This is a genomic window from Nocardia halotolerans, assembly GCF_042650145.1.
Taxonomy (GTDB): Bacteria; Actinomycetota; Actinomycetes; order Mycobacteriales; family Mycobacteriaceae; genus Nocardia; species Nocardia halotolerans.
Window position 1 is genome coordinate 435,909 of record NZ_JBHSDL010000030.1, and the last position, 23,969, is coordinate 459,877.

Here is a 23,969-nt window from a genome sequence, read left to right on the forward strand (position 1 = left end):
AGAAGTCAGCCACCGCTCATTCTCAAGTTGGCTTCCTGTGCCGCGCTGTAGGCGTCGCGGGCGATGATGGCGGCGTTGTACATCTGGGTTAGTCCTTCAATTACCGTGGCAGCCCCGGTAGCCCATTCTCGGTAGGCTTGCTCTTGGGCGTCGGCAGCGGCCCCCTGCCAGTTTTGCTGGATGGATGCGATTCGGTTGTTGATGCCATCGAGGCTTTCGGTGAGGAAGCCGATGAATCCATTGGCGCGGCTGATGAGCTGGTCCAACTCATCGAGGTCGAAGGTGAAGTCGCGGGAGTCGTCCATCACATGTTCAACTGTGGCAGGTCGAGCGAGCTCAAAGTGTTGGAGTTCGAGATGTCTTGACTGGCAACGGCTTTGCTTGCGATGCCCAGAAGTTCGCCCATCGTCGTGAGGGCGTTCAGTACGTCTGCGGCACCCTTCTTGGTTTCGGTCCAGCCGTCCCCGAACGCTTCCGCCGCTGCACCGCTCCAATTGTCCAGGACAGTCGATACTTCGCGGTCGAGCGTGCCGAGCCCGTTGACCAGGGACTCCGCAACCTGCTGGATATAGACACCGGCATCGGTCACCTCGCCCGGTACCATCGCGAAAGCTGTTCCAGACGTATCGTTTTCACCTGCCACGTGCCCCCCTCAGGCCGTCGGAGCCAGCCTAGCCACGGCAGCGTGGAGCTGCAACAGGTGAGGTTCAACCATCCGCAAGGCCACCAAGTTCGGCCTGTGCCGCATCTGCGTGCGCGAAATCGCGAGCTGGCGCACTGCGGTGAGTTCCCGGGCGTGCGCAAGAGCACCTGGTTTGTCTGTGCTCCTCGTGAGCACTGCCAACTAGGCGAATACTGAACGAAGGCACGGACTCTCAGCGTGAGAGTCCGTGCCTTCGCGCGTTTCCGGCCGGTCAGGCGGTTCGGATCGGGAATGGAATACGGATCAGGATCTCGGACGGTCATGTAGGGCCGAAGTGCCAGCGGAGGCGGTAGTCGACCTCATGTGGCGGCGTGGTTCTTGGTGACGAAATGACACGTCTGGAACAGTCACCGGCCCTGCTCGTCATGGCCATGGCCGTCGGGGTGGCACGACTCGCCGACATCGTCGGAGAACTTTCCGCCGACCGGCGCCCACCCGGAAGGAGCCGCACGAAGAGCGTCGTCGAACGCATCGAACTGCCGCAGGTATTCCACGCGTTCGGCTTCGGTCATCATCGGCTTGCCGTCGTCTGCCGCCGCCTCGGCCTCCGATCGAAAAGTCTTTCCCGCGATTCTCTCAGACAAGACCGATCTCCTCTTATCGCTCTACCATGCGTATCACTGTGCGCCCGGCCGGATTCTACGAACCCGCGCTGACCGGCATCGCTCGACCGGCCTGCGGTCGTGGCGCTGCGGTCCGTTCGTCATGGCTCGAAGGCAGGGCGATGCGAATGGAATACGGCCATTTCACTCCGCGGGGCGGTGTGGTGGTGTTCGCTGGGCGGATGAAGAAAATCGTGACCGCCGTTGCTGTGGCGGGTCTGCTCTCGATGGCTCCCGTGACTGCCTCCGCCGCTCCTGTCCAGACGGTTCCGATCGCCGATTCGGGGTCCGGGGGTTCCGGGTCGTCGGGCGGATCGGGCTCGTCGGAGACGGCCCTGATCTGTTCGCCGATCGCGCAGGCGCTGTTCGCCACCGGCAGTGTGGAGAAGCCGCCGCTCTACGATTTCCTGTGCCTGTTCAAATGATCCGGCTCAGCTGAAGGGTGAGCGGTCGATGCCGCAGCGCAAGCCTTCGGGTGGGAGCCGGCTGCTGAACAGGTAGTCGCGCTTGACGCGTTCGGCGCAGGTGCTGGGCACGTACATGCTGCTGTGGCCCGCGCCTTCTACGACCACCACCCGGGCGTCGGCCAGTTGGCCGGCGCCCGCGTAGGCGCCGTGCAGCGGGGTCGCCGGGTCGAACCTGCTGTTCAGGATCAGGATGGGCGCGGCAGTCTCGCGGTTCCACGGGCCGGTGTAGCGGTCGGTGTCGTGCACGGGCCAGAAGGCGCACGGGGTGGCGTTGAAGACCGCGGTGCGCCCGAAGTAGGGCACGCGCAGGTCTTCGGCGGCGCCCACGCGGCTATAGACGGCGGGGTCGGTGGGTACCGCGCTGTCGGTGCACTGGATCGAATAGAACGCCTCGATCCGGTTGCCGGGGTGTTCTTTCTCGAAGACCGCATCGTGGGTGACTGCCGGCGGGATCCCGGTGCCCGCGTCGAACAGCTGTTGCAGCAGGGTCGCCAGCTCGGAGTAGGTGTCGGGGCGGGCCAGACTGCCCGCGGCGGCCACGATCTGCCCGTAGGTCCACGGGGCGCCCTCGACCACGATCGGGGCGAGCCGGGCTCGTTCGGCCAGCGCGATCCACTTCAGTTTCGGGTCGCCGGCGGCGAACGCGCAGCGCGTACCGGCGGCCGCGCAGTCGCGCAGGAAGGCGTCGAAGGTTTCGGCGATCGCGTCGGCCACGCCCTGTCTGGTGTCGAGCGGCAGGTTCGCGCCACCCACGTTGCCCGCGAAGTCGAGCGACCCGTCCAGCGCCATCGCCCGCACCCGGCCCGGGAACATGTTGGCGTAGACCGCGCCGACCTGGGTGCCGTAGGAGATGCCGTGATAGGTCAGTGCCGCATCGCCGACCGCGCGCCGCAACAGGTCCAGGTCGCGGGCGGTGTTGGTGGTGGAGGCGTGTTCGAGGATCGGTCCCGCCGTTCGACCGCAGCGCTCGGCGATATCAGCTGACCTGGCGAAGAACTCGGCCTCGTCAGCGGGGCCGGTGGGTGTGCCGGGGAAGGTCGCGAAGTACTCGGTTCGCTCTTCGATCGTGGCGAAGCAATGCGCGGGTGCGCTGCGGGCGACCCCGCGCGGATCCCAGGACACCAGGTCGAATCGGGCGCGCAGTTCCGCCGAGAACAGCCACGGCCAGTGGGCGCGCTCGCGTAGCCGGTCGACGCCGGAGGGGCCTGGCCCACCGAAGTTCACGAACAGCGTGCCGATGCGGCGGGCGGGGTCGGTGGCGGGGAGCCGGATGGTCGCGAGGTCGATCTGCGCGCCGTGCGGGTCGTGATAGTTCAATGGCACCCGCGCCCATCCGCATTCGAAGCCGTCTTCGCAATCGGACCAGCTCAACGCGGGTGTAGCGGCGGCTTCGGCGAGCGGGTCGACGTAGGGATCGGCGGCTTGCGCGGGCGTGGAAATGGTGAGTGTGCCGACGCCGAGCAGTACGGCCAGCGCGTAGAACCTGCCTCGGCGAGTTCCACGGCGCGCGGAGCGCGAAAACACCTGCCGAGCCTCCTGCACAGATCCGACGAACTTCGCGAAGCTACCACACGTGCTCGGGAAATTGGTTGTTGCCGAACGAGATTCGCACCAGCGGACAGCGGTGACGGCGGCCCGTTCCAGGTCGTGCACCATTTTGTTCGAATTGTTCGGTTACTACGGGATTACCTGCGGCTGAGGACTCTGTGTCATTTCCGCCGAATGTGATCTTCGTGCTGGAAACCCATTTGTTCCGTCGCTACTGTCGAAGTCGTTGCGCATAAATGCAGCAGGTAGTGGGTGTCAGAGTCGATCCCTGATTCGAGCGAATTCGAAGGATGTGGGATTGTGACTGTGACCACAGAGAACGAGTCGCGTGACGTGGCCCACCGAGAGCCCTTGCGGGGCATACCGTCCGGTGCGCTGCCGATGGTCGCGTTTCTTTCGATTTTGGCCGGTTTCATCGGCGCCGCCGCTTATACGCATTCCGCCGGATATTTCGTCACATTCATGACCGGAAATACCGAGCGGGCCGTCCTGGGCTGGTTCGACAATGACCGGCTGCTGGCCACCGGTGCCATCACCCTGCTGTTGTCCTTCGGGCTCGGGGTGTTCGTGGCCTCGTGGCTGCGCAGGCGCCTGTGGCGCAGTGGGCACTACGGCGCCTCGGTGGTGACCACCGTGGCCCTGGCTGTGGCCGCCGTCGTCGACCATGTACTCGACCGCACCGGCGGACAGGAGGTGGGGTTCATCCCCATCGCGTTCGTCGCTTTCGCGGTGGGCGCGCTGAACACCGCGTTCGTGAAGAACGGTGAGGTGAGCGTCCCGCTCAGTTATGTGACCGGCACCGTCGTGAAACTGAGTCAAGGCGTCGAAAGTCATGTCAGCGGCGGTAGTTCGCGCGATTGGCTCGGGTACGGCCTGCAGTACGCGGCTTTCGCGCTCGGCGCCTTCCTCGGTGGCTTGCTGAGCATGTTGGTCGGCGGTGAGATGATGCTGATCGTGGCCACCGGCGTCTCGGCCTCGGCGATCTTGATCACGTTCCGGGACCGCACCGGCGCCCGGCGCGCTCCGGTGCGCGGAACCCGGATTTTGTCCTGACCACGGCATTGCCTACACTAGACCGGTTGCCTGGGCAGAATTGTGTCCGCTACACGCTGGTCGTGGGCGGATCCGTGCCAGGCGCCGAGAGCTCGTAAGAGAACTCATCCGGTCGGCAAGTGCCGCCCGGACCAGCCGAATTGTTGTAGGCCCACGGCCGGCGCGCGCGAGCGCGGACGGTGCTGCATGGGAACCGCAGCGAGAAAGGTGTCGAGGTCAAACCATGACCATGACTGATCCGATCGCAGACTTCTTGACACGTCTGCGCAACGCCAACTCGGCGTACCACGATCAGGTGAAGGCTCCGCACTCCAAGCTCAAGGCGAACATCGCCGAGATCCTGAAGCGCGAGGGTTACATCGCCGATTACCGCACCGAAGACGCGACCGTGGGCCAGTCCCTCGTCGTCGATCTGAAGTACGGCCCGAGCCGTGAGCGCAGCCTGCAGGGCCTGCGCCGCGTGTCGAAGCCGGGTCTGCGTGTGTACGCGAAGTCCACCAACCTGCCCAAGGTCCTCGGTGGCCTCGGCGTGGCGATCATCTCCACGTCGACCGGCCTGCTCACCGACCGGCAAGCGGCCAAACAGGGCGTCGGGGGCGAAGTCCTCGCCTACGTCTGGTAAGGGAGGTCTGGACTAATGTCGCGTATTGGTAAACACCCCATCGATATTCCGGCCGGCGTCGACGTCAGCATCGACGGCCAGGTCGTCACGGTGAAGGGGCCCAAGGGCACCCTGTCGCACACCGTCGCCGAGCCGATCACCGTTTCGCAGGGCGAAGGCAACCAGATCCTGGTGGCCCGTCCCAACGACGAGCGCGCCAACCGTTCGCTGCACGGCCTGAGCCGCACCCTGATCGCCAACATGGTCGAGGGCGTCACCAAGGGCTACGAGAAGAAGATGGAAATCTTCGGCGTCGGTTACCGCGTGCAGGCCAAGGGCGCGAACCTCGAGTTCGCCCTCGGCTACAGCCACCCGGTGCCGATCGAGGCGCCGTCGGGCATCACCTTCGCGGTGGAATCGCCCACCAAGTTCTCGGTGTCCGGCATCGACAAGCAGGCGGTCGGTCAGATCTCCGCTGTCATCCACGGACTGCGTAAGCCCGACCCGTACAAGGGCAAGGGCATCCGCTACGCCGGCGAGGTCATTCGCCGCAAGGTCGGAAAGACGGGTAAGTGATCATGGCGCAAACTGCTAACCAGAAGGCCAAGCGGATTCCGCTGGGCAAGGACGTCTCGACGAAGCGTCGTCTGTCGAAGACTCGCCGTCACTTCCGTCTGCGTAAGAAGGTCGAAGGCACCACCACGCGTCCGCGCCTGGTGGTCAACCGCTCCTCGCGGCACCTGCACGCTCAGCTCATCGACGACTCGGTCGGCAAGACCATCGCCGCCGCGTCCTCGATCGAGGCCGATGTGCGTGCGCTCGACGGCGACAAGTCCGCCAAGGGTGCCCGGGTCGGTCAGCTGATCGCCGAGCGTGCCAAGGCAGCCGGTATCGACACCGTCGTGTTCGACCGTGGTGGTCACGACTACCACGGCCGCATCGCGGCGCTGGCCGATGCCGCTCGTGAAGGTGGGTTGAAGTTCTGATGACTGATATTTCGAACGGAAGGAACGTCTGATGCCGGGACGTCAGCGGCGTGACGGCGGCAGCGGACCCGCCGGACCCAACAACAACACCAGCGGTGGCCCCGAGGGCAACCGTCGTGGCGGCGGCGGCGATCGTCGCGGTGGCGGCGACCGCCGGGACAACGCGGCCGAGAAGAACCAGCTCGAGCGCGTAGTCGCGATCAACCGCGTCTCCAAGGTCGTGAAGGGTGGTCGTCGCTTCAGCTTCACCGCCCTCGTGATCGTCGGTGACGGCAACGGTCTGGTCGGCGTCGGCTACGGCAAGGCCAAGGAAGTTCCCGCGGCCATCCAGAAGGGTGTCGAGGAGGCTCGTAAGAGCTTCTTCCGCGTCCCGATGATCGGCTCGACCATCGTCCACCCGGTTCAGGGTGAGGCGGCGGCCGGTGTGGTCATGCTGCGTCCGGCTTCGCCCGGTACCGGTGTGATCGCCGGTGGCGCGGCGCGTGCCGTGCTCGAATGCGCCGGCATTCACGACATTCTGGCCAAGTCGCTCGGTAGCGACAATGCGATCAACGTCGTTCACGCGACGGTCGCCGCGCTCAAGATGCTCCAGCGTCCCGAAGAGGTTGCCGCGCGTCGCGGTCTGCCGCTCGAGGACGTCGCTCCGGCGGGCATGCTGCGTGCGCGTGCGGGACAGGGAGCCTGACCATGGCTGATCTCAAGGTGACCCAGATCAAGAGCACGATCGGCGCCAAGGCGAACCAGCGCGACAGCCTGCGGACCCTCGGCCTGCGGAAGATCCGCCAGTCGGTGGTTCGTGAGGACAACGCTCAGAACCGCGGTCTGATCAATGTCGTGCGCCACCTCGTAACAGTTGAGGAGGTCTGACATGACCATCAAATTGCACCACCTGCGTCCTGCGCCGGGTTCCAAGACCGAGAAGACCCGTGTGGGTCGCGGTGAGGGTTCCAAGGGCAAGACCGCTGGTCGCGGTACCAAGGGCACCAAGGCACGCAAGAACGTCCCCGCGGCGTTCGAGGGTGGCCAGATGCCGCTGCAGATGCGACTGCCGAAGCTTCGTGGTTTCACCAACCGTTTCCGGGTGGAGTACCAGGTCGTCAACGTCGGCCGGATCGCGGAGCTGTTCCCCGAGGGCGGCACGGTCGGTAAGGCCGAGCTCGTCGCCGCCGGCGCCGTTCGCAAGAACGAGCTGGTGAAGGTTCTCGGCGATGGTGAGATCGGTGTGGCGGTCCAGGTGACCGCCGACAAGGTGACCGGCTCCGCCAAGGAGAAGATCGCCGCCGCCGGTGGCACCGTCACCGAACTGGCCTGACGGTACTGTGTAGTCGACAGCTGACACCGGACGAGTCGCGTACTCGTCCGGTGTCACTGTTAGAGTCTCAACAAGTGTTGTCTGCCAAGCTCGTCATCGGCTGACGTTTCCCGCAAGAACCGAAGTCGCATGGCATGACCATGTCGTTCGCCAGGAGGATCTGTGCTTTCCGCCTTCGTATCGGCCTTCCGGACTCCGGACTTACGGCGGAAGATCCTCTTCACGCTGGGGTTGATCGCGCTGTACCGGTTGGGTGCCGCGCTGCCGTCCCCCGGCGTCGACTACCGCGCGGTCCAGGACTGTGTCGATCTGGTTTCCGGTGGCGAGTCCGCCGGTATCTACCAGCTCATCAATCTTTTCTCCGGTGGTGCGCTACTGCAGCTTTCGGTGTTCGCGATCGGCATCATGCCCTACATCACCGCGAGCATCATCGTTCAGCTGCTGACCGTCGTCATCCCGCGCTTCGAGGAGTTGCGCAAGGAAGGCCAAGCCGGCCAGACCAAGATGACGCAGTACACCCGGTATCTGTCCATCGCGCTGGCGGTGCTGCAGTCCACGGGTCTGGTCGCACTGGCCGCGCGTGGTCAGCTGTTGCAGGGCTGTCAGCAGGACATCCTGGCCGACACCAGCATCTTCGGCATGGTCATCATCGTGCTGGTGATGACCGCCGGTGCGGCGCTGGTGATGTGGTTCGGTGAGCAGATCACCGAGCGTGGTGTCGGTAACGGCATGTCGCTGCTGATCTTCGCCGGTATCGCCGCGCGCATCCCGATCGACGGCAAGTCGATCCTCGACACCCGCGGTGGCCTCGTCTTCAGTGTGGTCTGTGTGGCCGTGCTGGGAATCATCGTGGCCGTGGTCTTCGTCGAGCAGGGTCAGCGCCGGATCCCGGTGCAGTACGCCAAGCGCGTCGTGGGTCGCAAGATGTACGGCGGGTCGTCGACCTACCTGCCGCTGAAGGTCAACCAGGCCGGTGTCATCCCGGTGATCTTCGCGTCCTCGCTGCTGTACCTGCCCAACCTGATCTCGCAGCTCACCGGGTCGGCAACGGCCACCGAGCCGAGCTGGTGGCAGGAGATCATCCAGACGTACCTGGTGAACCCGTCCAACCCGGTGTACATCGCCGTGTACTTCGCGATGATCGTGTTCTTCACCTACTTCTACGTCGCGATCACCTTCAATCCGGAGGAACGCGCCGACGAGATGAAGAAGTTCGGCGGCTTCATTCCGGGTTATCGTCCGGGCAAGCCGACCGCCGACTATCTCAATTACGTTCTGAGCCGCATCACCCTGCCCGGCTCGATCTACCTCGGTACGGTCGCCGTGCTCCCGAACGTGTTCCTCGACATGGGCAATTCGGGTGCGGTTGCGAACCTGCCGTTCGGCGGTACCGCGGTGCTCATCATGGTCAGTGTGGGTCTCGACACGGTCAAGCAGATCGAGAGCCAGCTGATGAATCGAAATTACGAAGGGTTCCTCAAGTGAGAGTTGTTCTGCTCGGTCCGCCGGGTGCCGGCAAAGGTACTCAGGCTGTCCTGCTGTCGGAGAAGCTGGGCGTTCCGCACATCTCCACCGGTGACCTCTTCCGCGCGAACATCAGTCAGCAGACCGCTCTCGGTCGCGAGGCGCAGAAATACATGGACGCCGGTGACCTGGTCCCCAGCGACGTCACCAATCGCATGGTCGAGGCCCGGGTGGCCGAGCCCGACGCCGTCAACGGCTTCGTGCTCGACGGCTACCCGCGCACGGTCGACCAGGCCGATGCGCTGAAGAAGATCCTCGAGCACAACGGCACTTCGCTCGACGCGGTGCTGTGCTTCGTGGTCGCCGAGGACACCGTGGTCGAGCGCATGCTCGCCCGTGGCCGCGCCGACGACACCGAGGACGTCATCCGCAACCGGCTGCGGGTCTACCGCGAGGAGACCGAGCCGCTGCTCGAGTACTACGACGGCCTGGTCGTGACCGTCGACGGTATCGGTGAGGTCGAGGAAGTCAACGCGCGCGCGTTGTCCGCGCTCGGCACTCCCGGATCGGAGAACTGAGGCCGGATGGTCTTCAACCGTAAGAAGAAGGTCGTGCCGTTCCGTTCGGCGGGCGAGCTCGATGCCATGGCGGCAGCGGGCGCGATCGTCGGCGCGACACTGGTGGCCGTGCGGGCGGCGGCAAAGCCCGGCGTGTCCACGCTGGAACTCGACGAGGTCGCCGAGGCGACCATCCGCGACGCGGGCGCTGTCCCGTCGTTCAAGGGTTATCACGGGTTCCCCGGCTCGATCTGCTCTTCGGTGAACGACCGTGTGGTGCACGGGATCCCCTCGGCGGACGAGCTGCTCGTCGAGGGCGATCTGGTGTCCATCGACTGCGGTGCCATCCTCGACGGCTGGCACGGCGATTCGGCCTGGACCTTCGGTGTCGGCGACATCATCGAGGCCGACCAGTTGCTGAGCGAGGCCACGAAGCTGTCGATGGAGGCCGGGATCGCGGCGATGCTGCCCGACAACCGCCTCACCGATGTTTCGCACGCCATCGAGCTCGGCACCCGCGCCGCCGAACAGGCGCACGGGCGCCGATACGGCATCGTCGACGGTTACGGTGGCCACGCGATCGGGCGTGAGATGCACATGGACCCGTTCCTGCCCAACGAGGGCGCACCCGGTAAGGGGCCGCGCCTGGTGGTCGGTTCGGTGCTGGCGATCGAGCCGATGCTCACCCTCGGCACCACCGACACCAAGACCCTCGACGACGACTGGACCGTGGTCACCACCGACGGCACCCGTGCCGCGCACTGGGAGCACAGCGTCGCCGTCACCGAGGACGGGCCGCGCATCCTCACGCTGCGCCCCGAATAGTTCGTCAGCCGACGGCCCGGTCAGCCCTCCAGCAGGACGGTGACCGGGCCGTCGTTCGTCAGCTGGATCTGCATGTGCGCGCCGAAGCGGCCCGTGGCCACGGTGGCACCGAGTTCACGCAACGTGTTCGCGAACGTGTCGACCAGGGGTTCGGCGACAGAGCCGGGTGCGGCCGCGTTCCAGGAGGGGCGCCGGCCCTTGGCGGTGTTGGCGTAGAGGGTGAACTGGCTGACCACCAGGATGGGGGCGTTCAGGTCGGCGGCGCTGCGTTCACCGTCGAGGACGCGCAAGCGCCAGGCCTTGTCGGCCAAGGCTTTCGCCGTCGCGTCGGTGTCTGTGTGGGTGGCGCCGACGAGCGCGAGCAGCCCGTGTGGCGCGCCGGCCGCGGCCGGGTCGATCCGGCCCACCACTTCGTCGTCGACGCTCACCTGAGCGCTGGTCACCCGCTGCAGAAGGACTCGCACAGCCCCGATCATGCCGGGTGGCCGGGCGGTGCCGCCGGTCGGGTCAGTCCCGGCCGAAGAACAGGATGTCGGAACCGAAGTCGGTGAGCGGGCCCTTCTCCGCGGCCTGGCGAATACCGCTGCCGGGCAGTTCGGTGACCTTGGCGAACATCGCGGCGTTGCCGAAGGCCGCCCGGACCTGGGTTTCGGAGGCGTAGTCGGCCCCGTAGTCGGCCAGGGTGGCGAAATCCAGTGGGGCGAGCGGAGTGTCGAGGGGCGCCTGTCCGGCCGGTCGGCCCAGTGCGGCGTACTGGGTGGCGACACCGTTGTCGTAGAGGCACAGCTCGTAGGAGATGTTCTCGATGGTGGCCACCGTGAGCACCGGCCATTTCGCCGAAAGGGCCACGGCGATCGGGTGTTTGCCCAGTGCGCCGATCTCCCAGTTCAAGCTCTTCACCGAAATCCAGCTACCCGAAGCCTTTTCGACCAGCACCACGTCGGTGCCGAGCTGGGTGCCGAGGTTGATCTTGGGTGCTTTGACGCCCCAGTGCTTTTCGTGCACCCCGGCGAAGCGGCCCGCGTCGACGGGTTCGGCGCCGTCGGCCGCGTAGGCGGCGATGATCGCCGCCCGCACCTGGGCGAGCCCGTCGGGCGCCGAACAGCGCACGGCCAGCGCACCGTAGGTGGCGGTGATCTCCACCGGTCGCGAGGGCGGCTCGGGCATCGCACCGGCCGCGAGCGGCTTGAGACCGACCAGGGCCAGCCGCCAGTTGATCTCGTCGATGGTCGCCAGGTCGCCACCGGACTGGTACAGGATCTGCTGTTGGGTGAGCCTGCCCGCGCGTTCCAGTGTCTGGGCGCCGAGCTTGTTCAGCGCCTGGGTGGTCTTGACGGTGAGGTCGAGGTCCTCGATGCGCGTTTCCCGCAGCCGCGCGGTGTTCGCGGGTGAGGTGACCTCCGAGTACAGCGCGCGGTAACTGGCGATGGCCTGCTTGCGGGAACGCCCCACCATCATCGTGCGCAACAGCGTGCTCAAGCTGGCCAGATACTTGCCCGGCTGTTCCGGGTCGGCGGCGTAGCGCGCGGCCCTGATCCGCACGGCGTCCTCGGTGGCGGCCACGGCGGCATCGTGGTCCAGGCGCATCAACCAGACACCGCACTTGGACAACCCGTCGGCACACATCGGCGACACATCGGGATAATCCTGGGCGACCTGCCGGTAAGCCTGGCAGGCACTGCGAATGGTGTTGGTGGCGAGCTGACGGTGTCCGACCAGCCGTGTCGCCTGCTCGAACAACCGCAGCGAATCCTGCAACGCGCCCGCGTACTCGTAGCTGACGTACCCGCCGACGAGCCAGTGCAGCCGGATCGCCACCGCTTCCTGCGCGGGTTCGAGTGCCTCGGCGGTGCGGTCGCGCCCCGACGGATCCTCGCGGGTGGCGAGTAACCCCTGGGCGAGTTCGGTCAGTGAACCGGCCAAACGCAGGAAGTCGGCGGGCGCCTGACTCCTGGTGTTGGCACGATCTGCCGCAACGCGCCGTTCGAGGCCGCTCAGGTCGGTCATGAGCAGTTCCTTCGCGACGTCAAATCGTGCCCCATCAATCGTAGTACCAGGCCGTCGAACGGCCGTCGCTGCTTCGATCGAGTTTGTCACAGATCCTCAGCGGCTGTCGGATCGTCCGCCGAACCGAGTGTTCACCCACAAGCGGGCGGGGATTTTCCTTGCGGCTGTGCATATTTCGCACCGCTCACTAGAATGCGAAACGATCGAGCCGACCGCGAGGGTCGTCGGTGGGGTGCTTCGAGGAGCGGTAAGCGTGGGCGATTCTCCCTGGTCAGGGTTGGCCGGCAGGGCAAAAGTCAAGGTCGAGACAGGGGCTGCGCTCGAGGCCGCCAAGGCGTGCAGCGAGGCGATCGAGATATTCAAAGGTTGCCAGGGCCTGTTCCGCGACCACGACCTCAACAACTACGACGAGGCCAAGCTCGGCGGCAGTCAGGTCGACGCGGGCCCGCCGTTGCGCAACAAGTTCGTCGCCGAGGCGACTCAGGCCAAGGACCTGCTCGGCCGCTATATCGACTCGCTGCAGGACCTGGTCTCGCTGTTCAAGGCGGCCGGGGAGTCCTACACCGAGACCGATACGGGATCCGGTGACAATATCGCCGCGCTCAAGAGTGAGCTCGAAGGTGTGAATTCCGCGCCCGGCGCCAAGGACCTCGGTAGCCATGTCGATCGGGCGGGCGACTACCAACCGGCGAACTACGACGACGGTGATCACGACTACGACATAGGTACCGCGACGGTGCCCCAGCACACGGGCGCCGCGACGGTGGAGCCGGTCGGGGTGCGCATCCCGGTGCGGGCGGCCGACAACATGTCCTGGCGTGACATGTACGACCTCGGGCAGCGCATCGGCTGGCAAGAGGTGGCCGACGACGCGCCGATCTGGGAAGCGATGGCGCAGGCGGTACACGGCGCCGCCTACAACCTCGAGCAGAAGCTGGGCGAGATCACCAGCGATCGCTGGGAGAGCCAGGGTGGTGATGCGGCGTTCACCGCGATCGCTACTTTCGGGAAATCGGCGATGACCGCGAGCGACTCGTTCACCATGATGAAGGAGAATCTCGAGTACACGGCGAACTGGTTGTACGCGACGAAGGTGTGTATGCCGGTCGACACCGAGGACAAGTGCGACGACGACCTGCAGGAGAACCGGGATCGCTACGAGCGCCACTACGTCAACGGTGTACGGGGGACCGAGACATTGTTCCCGGCGGCGGCCGAGCCCGCCGCGCCCGCGGGCCCGGTGACGACGCCTCAGGACGGTAACAACGGTAATAACAACAACAACAACAACAATTCCGGCGGCAGCAACAATTCGGGCGGCAGCAACAACTCCGGCGGTGCTGGTAGCTCCGGTGGCAGTGGAAGCTCCGGAGGAAGCGGTTCCGGTGGCAGCGGCTCCGCAGATGGAAGTCCGGCGGTGTCACCCGCGAATGTGGCCGCTCAGCAAGCTGCCCAGCAGGCCGCCCAGCAGGCCGCGGCGGAGTTGAACGGCGCACAGCTGGGCGAGAACGGTGCACAGCAAGGCGCGGTCGGTGGTCTGGTCTCCGGCTCGACCGGTTCAGGCGGCTCGACCGGTTCGGCGTCGGGTTCGGCGGGTTCCGGGTCGGGCGACATGTCCGGCATCCTGTCCTCGGTGATGTCGGCGGTCACCTCCGCGGTCTCCTCGCTCACCCAGGCGCTGCCATCGCTGGCCACCGCCCTGCAGCAGGTGATGACGAGTCCGGCCGCCACGGAGGTGAGCTCCGGCCTGCCCGACTTCACCCAGATCGGTGGGCTGCTCGAGCAATTCCCAGACCTCGCCGGGGTGCTGTCGCAGTCGCCGGAGATCAATCAGCTGATCGCGGACAACCCCGCCTTGTCGCCCCTGGCCGAACTACTCGGCATCGACACCGCGACGACGAACACCGATGGTGCGTCGGTACCGGGCGAGCAGCCCAGCGAGGCGGCCGAAGCCTTCCCGCGCGCCTCGCTGCCCGACTTCTCCAACTTGCCGGCGAGCGTGGAGGAGGTCGTCACACCACTGACCGGGCTTGTCGCGGAGTCGTCGGCGGCCCAAGCGCCTACTCCGGTCATCGAAGCGCCGATCGACACGGTCGGAATCGACAGCTCCGCATCGCTCGCGCACGCGCAACCGGAGGCCACGGCGTGAGGCAGAAGTGGGAACTCACCGATATCGAATTCCGGGTGCTGTGGCAGCGATTCGTTGGCACCGACCTGCCGCGTCCGCTCACCTTCCAGACCAGAACTCGCCTGCACGAGGACTACGAGCAGGAGAAATATCAGACCTGGCAGCGCCTTCAGCACACCGCGGATCCGGCGCTCCGATCGGTCTTCGACGTGCTGGAGCGGCCGGAAGTCTATGTGCGGCTGCGAGGTTGGAACGATCGTGCACGCGATGACGCCCAGTACTGGCTCAAGGCCAGGGCTGCCCGCGCCGGCGCCAACGGCTATCTGATCTACCAGTTGCCGGGCGAAACACCCACGCACAGTGGTGGTTACACGGTCATCGACATCGGTCCGCACGGTCTGTCCGATGCGGTCGTCGACCTGATGCCCGGAGTCGGTGCCGCTGTCGGGGGTGTGATCCCCCTGGTCGGTGCCACGGGCAGCACGGAAAATGGCTACGAACAGCGACCTTCGATGTTCTTCGAGGAAGCCGACACCTCGATCGTCGAGCGCAGCACCGAATTCTTCGACCGGGCCGCCGATCGCACCGGCACCATCAATATCCTGCAGAACCAATCGATGTTCGGATCCCGTGGCATGCACCGCGACATCCTGGTGTGGCGTGACCTGCCCGCCGACGGTCGCTATGTCATCGAATTGCCCAGTGAGAACCCGCTGGCCACACCCATGTCCCGGGCCGATCTCACCGGCAAGATCGACGCCTCCATCGAGCGGATGATGTCGCGCGTGGAGTCACACTGGGAGGCAACCGCTTAGCGGTGCCGGCCGTTCACAGTGATGTCATCGGTGGTTCGCTCCACCCTGTCAGGCTGTTGCGCACGCGAACCAGTTGTGGTGTGCTTCGAAGCGACCACTCGTGGAGGGATGAGGGCGATGGGCAAGTTCGAGTACGACGCCGACGACTTCCGGACCGCGGCGGGTAAGTCGCGCAACGTCGGCAATCAACTCACCAACATCATCAACACACTCAATGTCTCACTGAACGGTCGCGGAAACGTCTGGGGCAACGACAAACTCGGTCAGAGCTTCCACGACGGCCCGGGCGGCAACGACGGCTACAACTCCTCCTGGACCAACACCAGCAACAACGTGAAGACCATGGCCACGTCCATGAAGGACTTCGCCGACGGTCAGACCGAAAGCGCCGACTACATCGACCGGATGGAAGACGGCAACCGCAACGGGCTGACCTAGCCGAATCCGCGCGGGCGACTCGTCCCTCGGGAATCACCTGCGCCCCGGGCGCGCAACCCGCTACGCGGGTCCGCGACCGGTGGCGGGCTCACACGGCGTCGGGGATCCCCAGGCTCGGCAGGTGCAGGTTGTTGCCGGAGGTCTCCACCCACCCCTTGTAGGACAACGCGGCGGGGGTGGTGATGCCGAAGCCGTCGCGTAGGCCGGTGACGGTGATGGCGGCGATGTGCCGGTACTGGTCGGTGCCGACGGGTGTGGCGAATTCGGCCCACCAGTTGTCGCAGTGGTCCTGGTTCGGTTCGTTCCAGCCGGCTCGGGTGATTGCCTGCCGGCCCGCGTCGCCGGGGCGGGATGCCGGGTCGAGCCATTCGTTCCCGGTCAGCTCGGTCAGTACGGAATCGCTGTCCTTGCGGAACTGCGCGAAGCGCCGCGAACCAGCCGGTGCCGCCTCCCCGATCACCAGGATCGTGGTGTCGGGGGCGGCGGCCAACTCATCGGCCAGCACGCGGGCGAACTCTGCCCAGTCGGTCACAGCAGGCCCTGCTCGTCGAGCTCGAGGTTGCGGTCGTCGTCGGCGAGGCGGGCGTTGGTGACCAGGTGCAACCAGATCGAGGTGGCGGACAGGACGAGCACCAGGGTGGCCTGTGCCCCCGCCCAGCGGTACTGCGGGGACGGGGCCTCGACGTAGGCGGTCGGCTCACCGAGTTTCGTACGGATCGCCTGGGCGAAATCAGTGAAAGCCGATTTCAGTTCCGGCGTTCCGGCCGTTTCGGCGTAGGCGGTGAGTTGGATCTCGATGCGGTTGACTTCGCCGTCGCTCGCCTGGATCGTGCCACTGCCAGGACCGAATCCGATGTCGAGCATGATCCGCCGCGGTCGGCTGGAGACGGCGTGCCAGCCGAATCGTTCGACGACCGCTGGGGCGTCGTCCATGGTCCATGACCAATCGAGTGCTCGTAGCTCGCCGGCGAGGTCGGCTGCCTGCTCTGTGGGCATCGTCGGCCAAGTGCTCATTCGCTTGCCTTCCCTGATCTGTGGAGCGGTGCGCGGGTGCGGTCCTTGCGGTGGACCGTACTCAGAAGTACGACAGGAATGCCGCGTCGAAGTCGGGATCGCGGGTGTCGAACGGCTGGGGAACATAGTCGAAGGAACGCACCCGCTCGATGAATTCGGCGGGCAGGGTGAGGGGCTGTTCGGCGAGATACTTGATGGAATCCTCGCGCCAGATCCAGACACCGTCGGAATAGAGGGACGGGCCGCCCTCGATGTCGGCGCCTTCGGTGAACAGGTCTTGGGCTTCGCCCATGACATCGAAGACGGCGCGGACACCGCGCATGTAGTCCAGGATCTGATCGCGGTCGTCCTCGACGGCACCGGTGGGGGCGTCGTGTACCGAGGGCAGCTCGTCGTGCGTGCCCTCATACATCTCGCGGTACATCGCCACCGGCGTCAATTCCATTGTGTGCGTCCCGTTCTCGATAGCATGAAGTATGTGCCCAGCTGCGGTGCTCGTCGGGACGGACGACCGCTCGCGCCTGCCCTCGGTGCGCCGCAGACCTCGATCCTTCGCGCGCTCCGGCTGGTCGTCAAGTTCATCCGCGCATGGTTCGTACCGGCTGCCCGGCGTTCATTCTGTCGTCACCGTGGATTCGCCGGTGCCTGAGACTCTGTTGCGCAGGCGAAAGAGTTGTGGTGTGCTCGACCGGGCATCACTGGTGGAGGGATGAGGGGCGATGGCGACGTTCACGGACTCGAGCTGGTGACCTAGCCCTCCATGATCGATCTGCCATCCGGGCTGCATTGGCTCTCGATTCTTGCCGGCATGGAGTGGCCGGAGGGCAATGAAGACGAGATGTGGGCCATGGCCGAGGACTGGCGCGCGGCCGCCGACAGTCTGCGTGGCCTCGTCGACGACATCGATGACGCCAAAGCTGCTGCGTTCAAGGCATATCCGTTCGGCGAGGGTGTCGATGACATGCTCGCGGCCTTCGAGGGGATGGCCCGCGGCGACCAGTCGGTGACCAAGCTGGGCGAGCTGTTCGACATCCTCGGCGACTCGGTCTATCAGACCGGCACCGAGATCGAATACACCAAGATCATGTTTCTGTCGTCGCTGGCTCTGCTGGCGCTGGAAATCGCTGCGGCATGGGTGTTTCCGCCCACAGCGCCCGCGGTGCAGGCGGCCGCTGTGGCCGTCACGCGCGTGGTGGCACGCACCATCTTCGGGCGGGTGCTGGCGGCGATCCTGCGGCACGGGGCCAAAGCCGTGATCACGCGGGTGCTGAAGTTCGTGGGTCAGCACGTGGCGATCGACACCGCGCTCGGCACGTTGCAGGAACTCGGGGCCCAGCAGTGGCAGGTGGAGCAGGGACACCGCAAGGAGGTGGACTGGAATCAGGTCAAGGCGGCCGCGGTCAGCTCCGCCGCCGGTGGTGTCGCGGCTGGCCCGTTCGGCAACTTTCTCGGCAGAAAACTCGGCGACGGGATGGCACCGTGGCTCAAGGGCGCGATCACCGGCACCGGCGCGGGCCTGGTCGGCGCTGGTGGCGGCATGCTCGGCCAGTTCGGCTACGAGGGCTTCACGCAGGGCTGGGACAAGGCCTGGGACAACTTGCAGACCGCGGCCTCTGATCCGCTCATGTGGAGCGCGGGTGCCAGCAACGGCGGAATCTCGGGTCTGAACAAGGCCGGGGCGAACACCGCGCTGTCGAATATGGCTCCCGGCCTGTTCAACCGGCCCAGCTTCAGTTCGCAGATTCGCGAAGCGATGGGACCTGGTTACGACCTCGGGAACTTCGGCCTGAGCGACGGTTCGGGCGCGGGTAACGACGGGTCGGCCACCCGGCCCGGAGCGGGTGACGGCCGGGCGGGAGCGGGCGACGACGCGACCGGTGCCGGCGGCGACGACGGGGTGCGCGCCGGTGCGGGCAAAGACACCATGGGCGGTGCGGGCACCGATGAATCCCGGGCCGGTGCCGGTGGTGACAGCCAGTCGATCCGTCCGGCCGGTAGCTCGCAGTCGCCCGAAGGCGCCGCACAAGGTTCCACGAACAACGATGGGGGCAGGGCTGATTCGTCAGCCGGTGACGATCGTCAGACCACCGGTGGCGAAGCCGGTGTGGGCCGACAGGAGTCCAAGCCCGAAGCGCAGAACGGCCAAACGCAAGCGGGTGACGGCGGTCGTCAGGAGGCCGGCGCCAGGGCTGGCGGGGAAAGCCCTGCGGCCCAGGCGGAATCGGGTCAGGACCGAGCGCGCGCAGGCGAGGCCGAGCAGGCCGACGGTGCGAGCGCGGGCGAGGGGACGCGTACCGACGCGCAGTCGAGCGACCGGCCCGCCGACCGAGCCGACCACACCCAGTCGGCCGACCGGAACACGACGCAGGTGACGGGGGCACCCGTCGGTGCCGGTGTGGTCGGCACTGGTCCCGCGGCGGCAGCCCCTCCGGTGCCCGCGACCGGCCAGGCGGCGACACCCACGGCCGGCGCGTCCACGGCGCCGAGCCAATCACCCAGCGCGCCGACGCAATCGAACCCGGGTCAGCAGACGAGTGCCGGTCAGCAGTCGACGTCGAATCAGGGTTCGCAGCCCGCGGCACGTCCAGCTGGACCGGACGTGCGGTCCGGGCTCCCGGACCGGGCGCAACCCGGCTCCGATATCCGCTCCAGCGCACCGGAAGTGGCCGACCGTACCTCGGTCGGCACGCCGGAGCCGGCGGATGCGCGTGGCGCAGCCGAGGACTCCGGTGCGCCGACGAGCCGGCCTGCGAGCGAAAGCCGGGCGGGTGTCAGCGAACAGCCCGGCGCGCGCGTGGTGGACACGCCCGCGCAGGGATTGCAGGCCGCTCCCGGCGAAGCGCCGCCGACGCGCACCAGCCGGTCCGAGGTCACCGGCGAACAGGTTCGTGCCGAAGATTCCGAAGTCCGGCCCGAGCCCGATCCGTCGGCGGCGATTCCACCGGTGGTGCCGATCGTCGGGGCCGATCCGGGAGCCGGCCCGGCACGGCCGGGGCCGGATACGGCCCGACCCGGGCGCGCCGGGGCCGACGACCCCGCGTCGCCGCGTGACCGCGCGGACGCGGGGCAGGACCGCAAGCAGCCGAGCCCGGACGAGAACGCCGATCAGCCTGCCTACGACACCCGGCTGCCCAACGGCCAAGGCGTGGTGCATCATCCGACCGGAACCGCCATCGGCGAGGACGCCCGCACGCATCGCGTGAGCCAGAACGTCCGCAACGACGGTGCCCACGATGTGGTCGTGCACGGGCGCCGAGATGGTTCGCTCACCCCCAGCAACGCTGACGCGGTCCACCCGCGCCACATCGTCGACGCGATCCGCAGCAACCCGGATTACGTGCCGGGCACCCCTGTCCGGTTGCTGGCCTGCCATTCCGGCAACAGCAAGGGCTGGGCTCAGTACATCGCCGATCAGCTCGGTGTCGATGTCACCGCGCCGACCGACCGGGTCGGTGTGCGGCGGGAACCGGATTCGGACCCGGTGATCGACCGCGGTGGCAAGTGGCGCACGTTCAGTCCCGAGACGGCGAGCACTACCAGCGAGACTCCCACGCCCCGGGTGGATTCCGATCCGCCGGATACTCGCGACCTCGACACCCTCGACGGTGATCGCCCACCACCGGATCGCGAACTGGTCGACTTCATGAGCGATCAGGACCCGCCGCCGACCCGCCCGGCCGCGATGACCTTCCTCGATCCCGGAACCGGAACGGTACACGCGCCCGCGGACCGGACACCGGGGATCGAGCCGCACCTGCTCGGTGCCCTGGACATGAACGATCCGCGGGTACAGACCGGCGGGGATCCCCGCCGGATCACGCACGTCGACGGCGAGCCGATCGACGACTTCTCCCGGCGGCTCAGCGCCGAACGCGGCCAAGCGTTCGTCGACGCGGCCAGGGTCGACCCCGAGGCGGTCGCCGCCTATGACGACCACAAGGCGCGACAGGAAGCGCTGGAGGTCCAGAAAAGTCAGGCGGGCAAGGATGTTCGCGACGCCATGCAGCGGCTCAAGCAGGCCCGCGACGCGCTGAACAATGCCGAGGCGGGTGCCGCGGACCGGCTGCGCGAGGCCGAGCAGTCCGCCACCGAAGCCAAGGACCGGGCCAAGCAGGCCAAGATCGAGCTCGACCAGTTCCTAGCGGCCGACAGAGCGGCCGCCGAGACCGGGGATTCGGCCAAGCAGCAGCTCGACCGGGCGGTGGCCGACACACTGTCCGCGGCCAGGCGCGGCAACTGCAGCTCGGTCACGATCGACCGCCTGACCGGCCGTGTCTACGAAGCGGCCAACGGCCCGTCCACGCAGCGCATCCACCCGTCGGACCTGCACAGCACGGTCCGCGACAACATCGCCCGATACCAGAACCCCGACGACGTCTACACCAACCACGACCTCACCCGGTTCCCGCACACGGACAACCCGCTCGGCCACGCCGAAGTGCGGGGCACCAACGCGGCGATGCGCGACCGGGAACTGCTCAACCAGCAACGAGGGCCCGAGGATCGACTGCCGACCGACCACGATGGTCTGTCGTCGATCCTCAACTCGCCCTTCGTCCCGAGTCGCGGGGTCGAAGCGCCGTGCTGCGCGAACTGCACCCGCGTGCTGCAGGGCACCGAGAGCACCGCGGGCCACATCATCGACGAAGGCGCCGACCGGGTCCCGCCACTGCGGCATGCCGACCTCGAACAGGTCGGCGATGACGGCGATTCCGCCGCACCGCGGCTGGTCTCGACCGAGTACCCGAAGACCGACTTCATGGGCGATGACGACGACGTCGTCCCAGCCGGTGCCGCCGCTGACCCGGTGCCGCCCGGCATGGTTCGTGGCGACGACGGGTTGTTGCGCCGACCGGGGGATCGGCTGGACAGTTACCGGGACCCGGATGGGACCTGGCATCACGTCGACGATCCGGCGGGCACCAAGCGCAATGTCAGCTTCGGTTTGCACGGAACCGACGGTTCGTTCGTCAAGGACCACCTCAGCAACGCCGATTACCTGTACGACGCGCTGAAAGGGGCTTCGGAGACACATCAGATCAAGGACCCCGCTCGGGCCGCCGAGTTGGCCGAGGCATCGAAGCAGCGCCTCGCGCTGCAGACCAAACGTGACGGCGTGCGCGTGAAGCTCGAGCCGCTCATGGCCGAGTTCGGCATCAAGGAGACCAAGGAACTCGCGCCCAAGCGCCTCACCAACGTGATCGAGAGCCTGCGCAGGGAAATCCAGACCGATACCTCGTTGAGCCCGGACGAACAGACCCGCAGGCAAATTCGGGTCGACGAGCTGGAAGACACCGCCCGCGACTACAACGACGACGGTCGAAAGATGATCCAGGCGTCCAAAACGCTCGGCGAGGTAGCCGGTATCGACTTCGCGCTCGACCCGGACGCCAGGCCGGGCGCGTTGCTGCTGTCGCCGTTCGAAGGGGCATTCGACGGTGCCGGTGTGGTCGATATCGCCGCCTACGTTCCGCGCGCCGACGACGACTCGGCGCCGAAACTCGTCATCGTGGAGGCCAAAGGCGTCGGCTCGGTCCTCGGTGGCTCCAAAACCGCCCAGGCGGAGCAGGGCTCGCCGGAGTACCTGCGGCGCACCCTGAACATGGATCGCAACCTCGCGCGGATTCTCAACGAGACGCCCGACCAGATGCGGGCACGGGGCATCGACCCCGAGGGCTCAGAGGGTCGCGCGTTGACCGCGGCTGTTGCCGATCTGCGTGCGGCGATGGCAGACGGCACGCTGCAGGTCGAGTACCGACTGGTGCACACCGCCGCCGACGGGAAGGTCACCGTCACCGAGCTGCTGCTCCGACGCGACGGCGTGGACGTGCTCGCCGATGTCCCGCTGCCGTTCGGCGCCGATCCGGACGCACTGGACCGCAGCGCCGACGACGACACGATCGACTACATGGACAAGGATGCCGAGCCGCCTGCCCGGCCGCCCACCGCGTCGAGTCCGGAACCCGAGCCGCCTGCGCGCAATTCGTCGTCGCCGTCCCGCGGCCTGCCCGAGTCGCCCGCCGGCCTCGCGGTTCCCGGTGACGCCGCGCTCGACCGGCCGGGCGCCGACCCCGGCGACCCGTCCACCGGCACGCGGCAACGCAGTGCCTCCCTCGACGACGTGCACCGGTTCCTACGGGAGCTCAGTGACCTCCCGCCCTCGGCGCACGCCGACGCGCCGCCGCTGACCTCCCAGCAGGCCGAGCAGGTCCGCCGCCTGGCCGAAGCGCTCGGTCTCGGTGACTCGCTGAGCAGGCAACGTGATCCGCTCGGCGCGTTGGCCGAGATCGCCGACATGGCCCGTGCGCGCGGATTCCTCGACAGTGCCCTGGATCCCGACGCCGAGCTGGGTGCCCCCATGCGGTACCCCGACGACTACAAGCCGCTCGACGCCGACGAGCTGCAGGACGGGCTCGATCAGTGGCGGGTCGAAGGTGATCCCGAGACACGCGCCGGCATCGCCGACGATCTGCGCCGAGCGGGCCTCGAAGACGACTCACGGCCTCCGCTCGGCACCGAACCGGAGCCCGACACTCGAGCGCAGCCGCTACGGCCCTCCGCGGTGCTGCCACCCGACGACGGCACACAGCAGCCCGGCGGCTCGCGGGTCGAGCCCGCCCAGCGGGTACAGGACCGGCTCGCCACCAGATTCGGAGTGGACCCCGCCGATCCGGGTTCTCTCGATGCCGCTCGTTACCGTCAGCTGTTGCGGGCGGGCGCGGTGGAGGCGTTCGCCTCGGCGGTTCGCCATGCCGAGGCCGCCACCGAGCCACAGCAGCGGGCGGTGCGTGCGGCCGTCGCGCGCCGGTGGGCTGCCCGGCTGGGACTGCCCGCTGATCCGGGCCTCACCCGCGCCCTCGACGACATCAACCGGTTGCGCGCCTCGGTGAGCCGCGATGCCGGTGATCTGGCGCACCTGGACCACCTCCTGCGCACCGAACTCGACGACCGCCTGCTCTCACTCGACGTCGACGGCGACAAGATGCTGGCGCGGCTGGTGGCCGACGGGCCCGACACCTGGCAGCTCGAACCGATCGAGCGGCCCGCACCGGCGCCTTACGCCCCGACCACCGAGAAGGCTGCCGAGGTGGCGCCGAAGAAGGGCTGGCTGCGCAGGCTCTGGGACCGGATCGCCAATCGTGGCTACTACGGTGACAACCCGAAGTACCCCTCGGGATCGAGTATCGACAGTGCCGGTCAGTCGATGCTCGGGCACAGCGCTGGGTTGCCGTTGACCTCGGCGAAGGACTCGACCCCTGGCGTGCCCGGTGGGGAATACGACCAGCTCCAGGTCAAGTTCAACCCGGCACGAATTCTCAAAGAGGGTCTGCTCATGTGGCAGAACCGCGAGCTGGTGCCGATTCTGCGGCACCTGTCCTCGCGCATCGCCGATCAGGCCGGTGAGTTCCTGCCGCTGCGCAATCTGGACGGCAGCGAGTACAAGCCGTG

24 protein-coding genes are annotated in these 23,969 nt (G+C 67.0%); 15 read left to right on the forward strand and 9 right to left on the reverse strand.

Annotation, left to right across the window (positions count from 1 at the left end; all coding sequences use genetic code 11):
* Positions 1 to 5 precede the first annotated feature (5 nt).
* The 3 genes from ACFO5K_RS25390 to ACFO5K_RS25400 all read right to left on the reverse strand — a co-directional run bounded on the left by ACFO5K_RS25390 (position 6) and on the right by ACFO5K_RS25400 (position 1,287).
* On the reverse strand, positions 6 to 305 hold the full coding sequence (locus ACFO5K_RS25390) for a WXG100 family type VII secretion target (protein ID WP_378568335.1): 300 nt from the start codon (positions 303 to 305) through the stop codon (positions 6 to 8).
* Positions 305 to 643 (reverse strand): WXG100 family type VII secretion target, encoded by a 339-nt coding sequence (locus tag ACFO5K_RS25395; protein ID WP_378568040.1) that lies wholly within the window; start codon positions 641 to 643, stop codon positions 305 to 307. Before ACFO5K_RS25395 ends, ACFO5K_RS25390 begins: the two co-directional genes overlap by 1 nt.
* 407 nt (positions 644 to 1,050) lie before the next feature.
* Complete coding sequence (locus tag ACFO5K_RS25400) at positions 1,051 to 1,287, reverse strand: hypothetical protein (protein WP_378568042.1); 237 nt, start codon at positions 1,285 to 1,287, stop codon at positions 1,051 to 1,053.
* A gap of 200 nt (positions 1,288 to 1,487) precedes the next feature.
* Here ACFO5K_RS25400 and ACFO5K_RS25405 point away from each other — a divergent pair, with 200 nt between their 5' ends.
* On the forward strand, positions 1,488 to 1,730 hold the full coding sequence (locus ACFO5K_RS25405; RefSeq protein ID WP_378568044.1) for a hypothetical protein: 243 nt from the start codon (positions 1,488 to 1,490) through the stop codon (positions 1,728 to 1,730).
* A 6-nt stretch (positions 1,731 to 1,736) separates the two neighbouring features.
* Here the strand turns inward: ACFO5K_RS25405 and ACFO5K_RS25410 are convergent, their stop codons facing one another.
* The gene (locus tag ACFO5K_RS25410) at positions 1,737 to 3,296 is read right to left on the reverse strand and encodes an alpha/beta hydrolase (RefSeq protein ID WP_378568046.1); all 1,560 of its coding nucleotides are present in this window, start codon (positions 3,294 to 3,296) and stop codon (positions 1,737 to 1,739) included.
* A gap of 324 nt (positions 3,297 to 3,620) precedes the next feature.
* Here ACFO5K_RS25410 and ACFO5K_RS25415 point away from each other — a divergent pair, with 324 nt between their 5' ends.
* The 10 genes from ACFO5K_RS25415 to map all read left to right on the forward strand — a co-directional run bounded on the left by ACFO5K_RS25415 (position 3,621) and on the right by map (position 10,118).
* A complete protein-coding gene (locus ACFO5K_RS25415; protein WP_378568048.1) occupies positions 3,621 to 4,373 on the forward strand; it encodes a YoaK family protein in 753 nt (250 codons plus the stop codon).
* A gap of 223 nt (positions 4,374 to 4,596) precedes the next feature.
* Positions 4,597 to 4,995 carry a 30S ribosomal protein S8 gene (rpsH, locus tag ACFO5K_RS25420; RefSeq protein WP_378568050.1) on the forward strand — a complete coding sequence of 133 codons (399 nt, stop codon included), beginning with the start codon at positions 4,597 to 4,599 and terminating at the stop codon, positions 4,993 to 4,995.
* Between the two features lie 15 nt (positions 4,996 to 5,010).
* Positions 5,011 to 5,550, forward strand: coding sequence for a 50S ribosomal protein L6 (gene rplF, locus ACFO5K_RS25425; RefSeq protein ID WP_378568052.1), 540 nt, complete (start codon positions 5,011 to 5,013; stop codon positions 5,548 to 5,550).
* Between the two features lie 2 nt (positions 5,551 to 5,552).
* Positions 5,553 to 5,960 carry a 50S ribosomal protein L18 gene (rplR, locus tag ACFO5K_RS25430; RefSeq protein ID WP_378568054.1) on the forward strand — a complete coding sequence of 136 codons (408 nt, stop codon included), beginning with the start codon at positions 5,553 to 5,555 and terminating at the stop codon, positions 5,958 to 5,960.
* 31 nt (positions 5,961 to 5,991) lie between these two features.
* Positions 5,992 to 6,645 (forward strand): 30S ribosomal protein S5, encoded by a 654-nt coding sequence (gene rpsE / locus ACFO5K_RS25435; protein WP_378568056.1) that lies wholly within the window; start codon positions 5,992 to 5,994, stop codon positions 6,643 to 6,645.
* 2 nt (positions 6,646 to 6,647) lie between these two features.
* On the forward strand, positions 6,648 to 6,827 hold the full coding sequence (gene rpmD / locus ACFO5K_RS25440; protein ID WP_071931163.1) for a 50S ribosomal protein L30: 180 nt from the start codon (positions 6,648 to 6,650) through the stop codon (positions 6,825 to 6,827).
* Between the two features lies 1 nt (position 6,828).
* Positions 6,829 to 7,272, forward strand: a complete 444-nt coding sequence (gene rplO / locus ACFO5K_RS25445) for a 50S ribosomal protein L15 (protein WP_378568059.1) — start codon at positions 6,829 to 6,831, stop codon at positions 7,270 to 7,272.
* 162 nt (positions 7,273 to 7,434) lie between these two features.
* Positions 7,435 to 8,757: a preprotein translocase subunit SecY gene (gene secY, locus ACFO5K_RS25450; RefSeq protein WP_378568061.1), complete on the forward strand. Its 1,323-nt coding sequence runs from the start codon at positions 7,435 to 7,437 to the stop codon at positions 8,755 to 8,757.
* Complete coding sequence (locus ACFO5K_RS25455) at positions 8,754 to 9,314, forward strand: adenylate kinase (RefSeq protein WP_378568063.1); 561 nt, start codon at positions 8,754 to 8,756, stop codon at positions 9,312 to 9,314. Before secY ends, ACFO5K_RS25455 begins: the two co-directional genes overlap by 4 nt.
* Positions 9,315 to 9,320: 6 nt before the next feature.
* Positions 9,321 to 10,118, forward strand: a complete 798-nt coding sequence (gene map / locus ACFO5K_RS25460; RefSeq protein ID WP_378568065.1) for a type I methionyl aminopeptidase — start codon at positions 9,321 to 9,323, stop codon at positions 10,116 to 10,118.
* A 20-nt stretch (positions 10,119 to 10,138) separates the two neighbouring features.
* Here map and dtd read toward each other — a convergent pair whose 3' ends face one another.
* Positions 10,139 to 10,582 (reverse strand): D-aminoacyl-tRNA deacylase, encoded by a 444-nt coding sequence (dtd, locus tag ACFO5K_RS25465; protein ID WP_378568067.1) that lies wholly within the window; start codon positions 10,580 to 10,582, stop codon positions 10,139 to 10,141.
* A 43-nt stretch (positions 10,583 to 10,625) separates the two neighbouring features.
* Entirely contained in the window at positions 10,626 to 12,125 is a 1,500-nt protein-coding gene (locus ACFO5K_RS25470; protein ID WP_378568069.1) for a hypothetical protein, read from the reverse strand.
* A gap of 253 nt (positions 12,126 to 12,378) precedes the next feature.
* On the opposite strand from ACFO5K_RS25470, the gene ACFO5K_RS25475 reads away from it, so the two are divergent.
* The 3 genes from ACFO5K_RS25475 to ACFO5K_RS25485 all read left to right on the forward strand — a co-directional run bounded on the left by ACFO5K_RS25475 (position 12,379) and on the right by ACFO5K_RS25485 (position 15,506).
* The gene (locus ACFO5K_RS25475; RefSeq protein WP_378568071.1) at positions 12,379 to 14,274 is read left to right on the forward strand and encodes a hypothetical protein; all 1,896 of its coding nucleotides are present in this window, start codon (positions 12,379 to 12,381) and stop codon (positions 14,272 to 14,274) included.
* Positions 14,271 to 15,068, forward strand: coding sequence for an ESX secretion-associated protein EspG (locus ACFO5K_RS25480; protein ID WP_378568073.1), 798 nt, complete (start codon positions 14,271 to 14,273; stop codon positions 15,066 to 15,068). The genes ACFO5K_RS25475 and ACFO5K_RS25480 overlap by 4 nt, the downstream gene beginning before the upstream one ends.
* Before the next feature lie 117 nt (positions 15,069 to 15,185).
* Positions 15,186 to 15,506, forward strand: a complete 321-nt coding sequence (locus ACFO5K_RS25485) for a hypothetical protein (protein ID WP_378568075.1) — start codon at positions 15,186 to 15,188, stop codon at positions 15,504 to 15,506.
* Between the two features lie 88 nt (positions 15,507 to 15,594).
* Here the strand turns inward: ACFO5K_RS25485 and ACFO5K_RS25490 are convergent, their stop codons facing one another.
* From ACFO5K_RS25490 to ACFO5K_RS25500, 3 genes are all read right to left on the reverse strand, one after another.
* Positions 15,595 to 16,038: a TY-Chap domain-containing protein gene (locus ACFO5K_RS25490; RefSeq protein WP_378568077.1), complete on the reverse strand. Its 444-nt coding sequence runs from the start codon at positions 16,036 to 16,038 to the stop codon at positions 15,595 to 15,597.
* Positions 16,035 to 16,520, reverse strand: a complete 486-nt coding sequence (locus tag ACFO5K_RS25495; protein WP_378568079.1) for a DUF6301 family protein — start codon at positions 16,518 to 16,520, stop codon at positions 16,035 to 16,037. Before ACFO5K_RS25495 ends, ACFO5K_RS25490 begins: the two co-directional genes overlap by 4 nt.
* A gap of 61 nt (positions 16,521 to 16,581) precedes the next feature.
* A complete protein-coding gene (locus tag ACFO5K_RS25500) occupies positions 16,582 to 16,965 on the reverse strand; it encodes a hypothetical protein (RefSeq protein WP_378568081.1) in 384 nt (127 codons plus the stop codon).
* A gap of 363 nt (positions 16,966 to 17,328) precedes the next feature.
* Between ACFO5K_RS25500 and ACFO5K_RS25505 the strand changes: the two genes are divergently transcribed.
* The coding region (locus ACFO5K_RS25505) for a WXG100-like domain-containing protein (protein WP_449289696.1) at positions 17,329 to 23,969 on the forward strand (6,641 nt) is incomplete at its 3' end.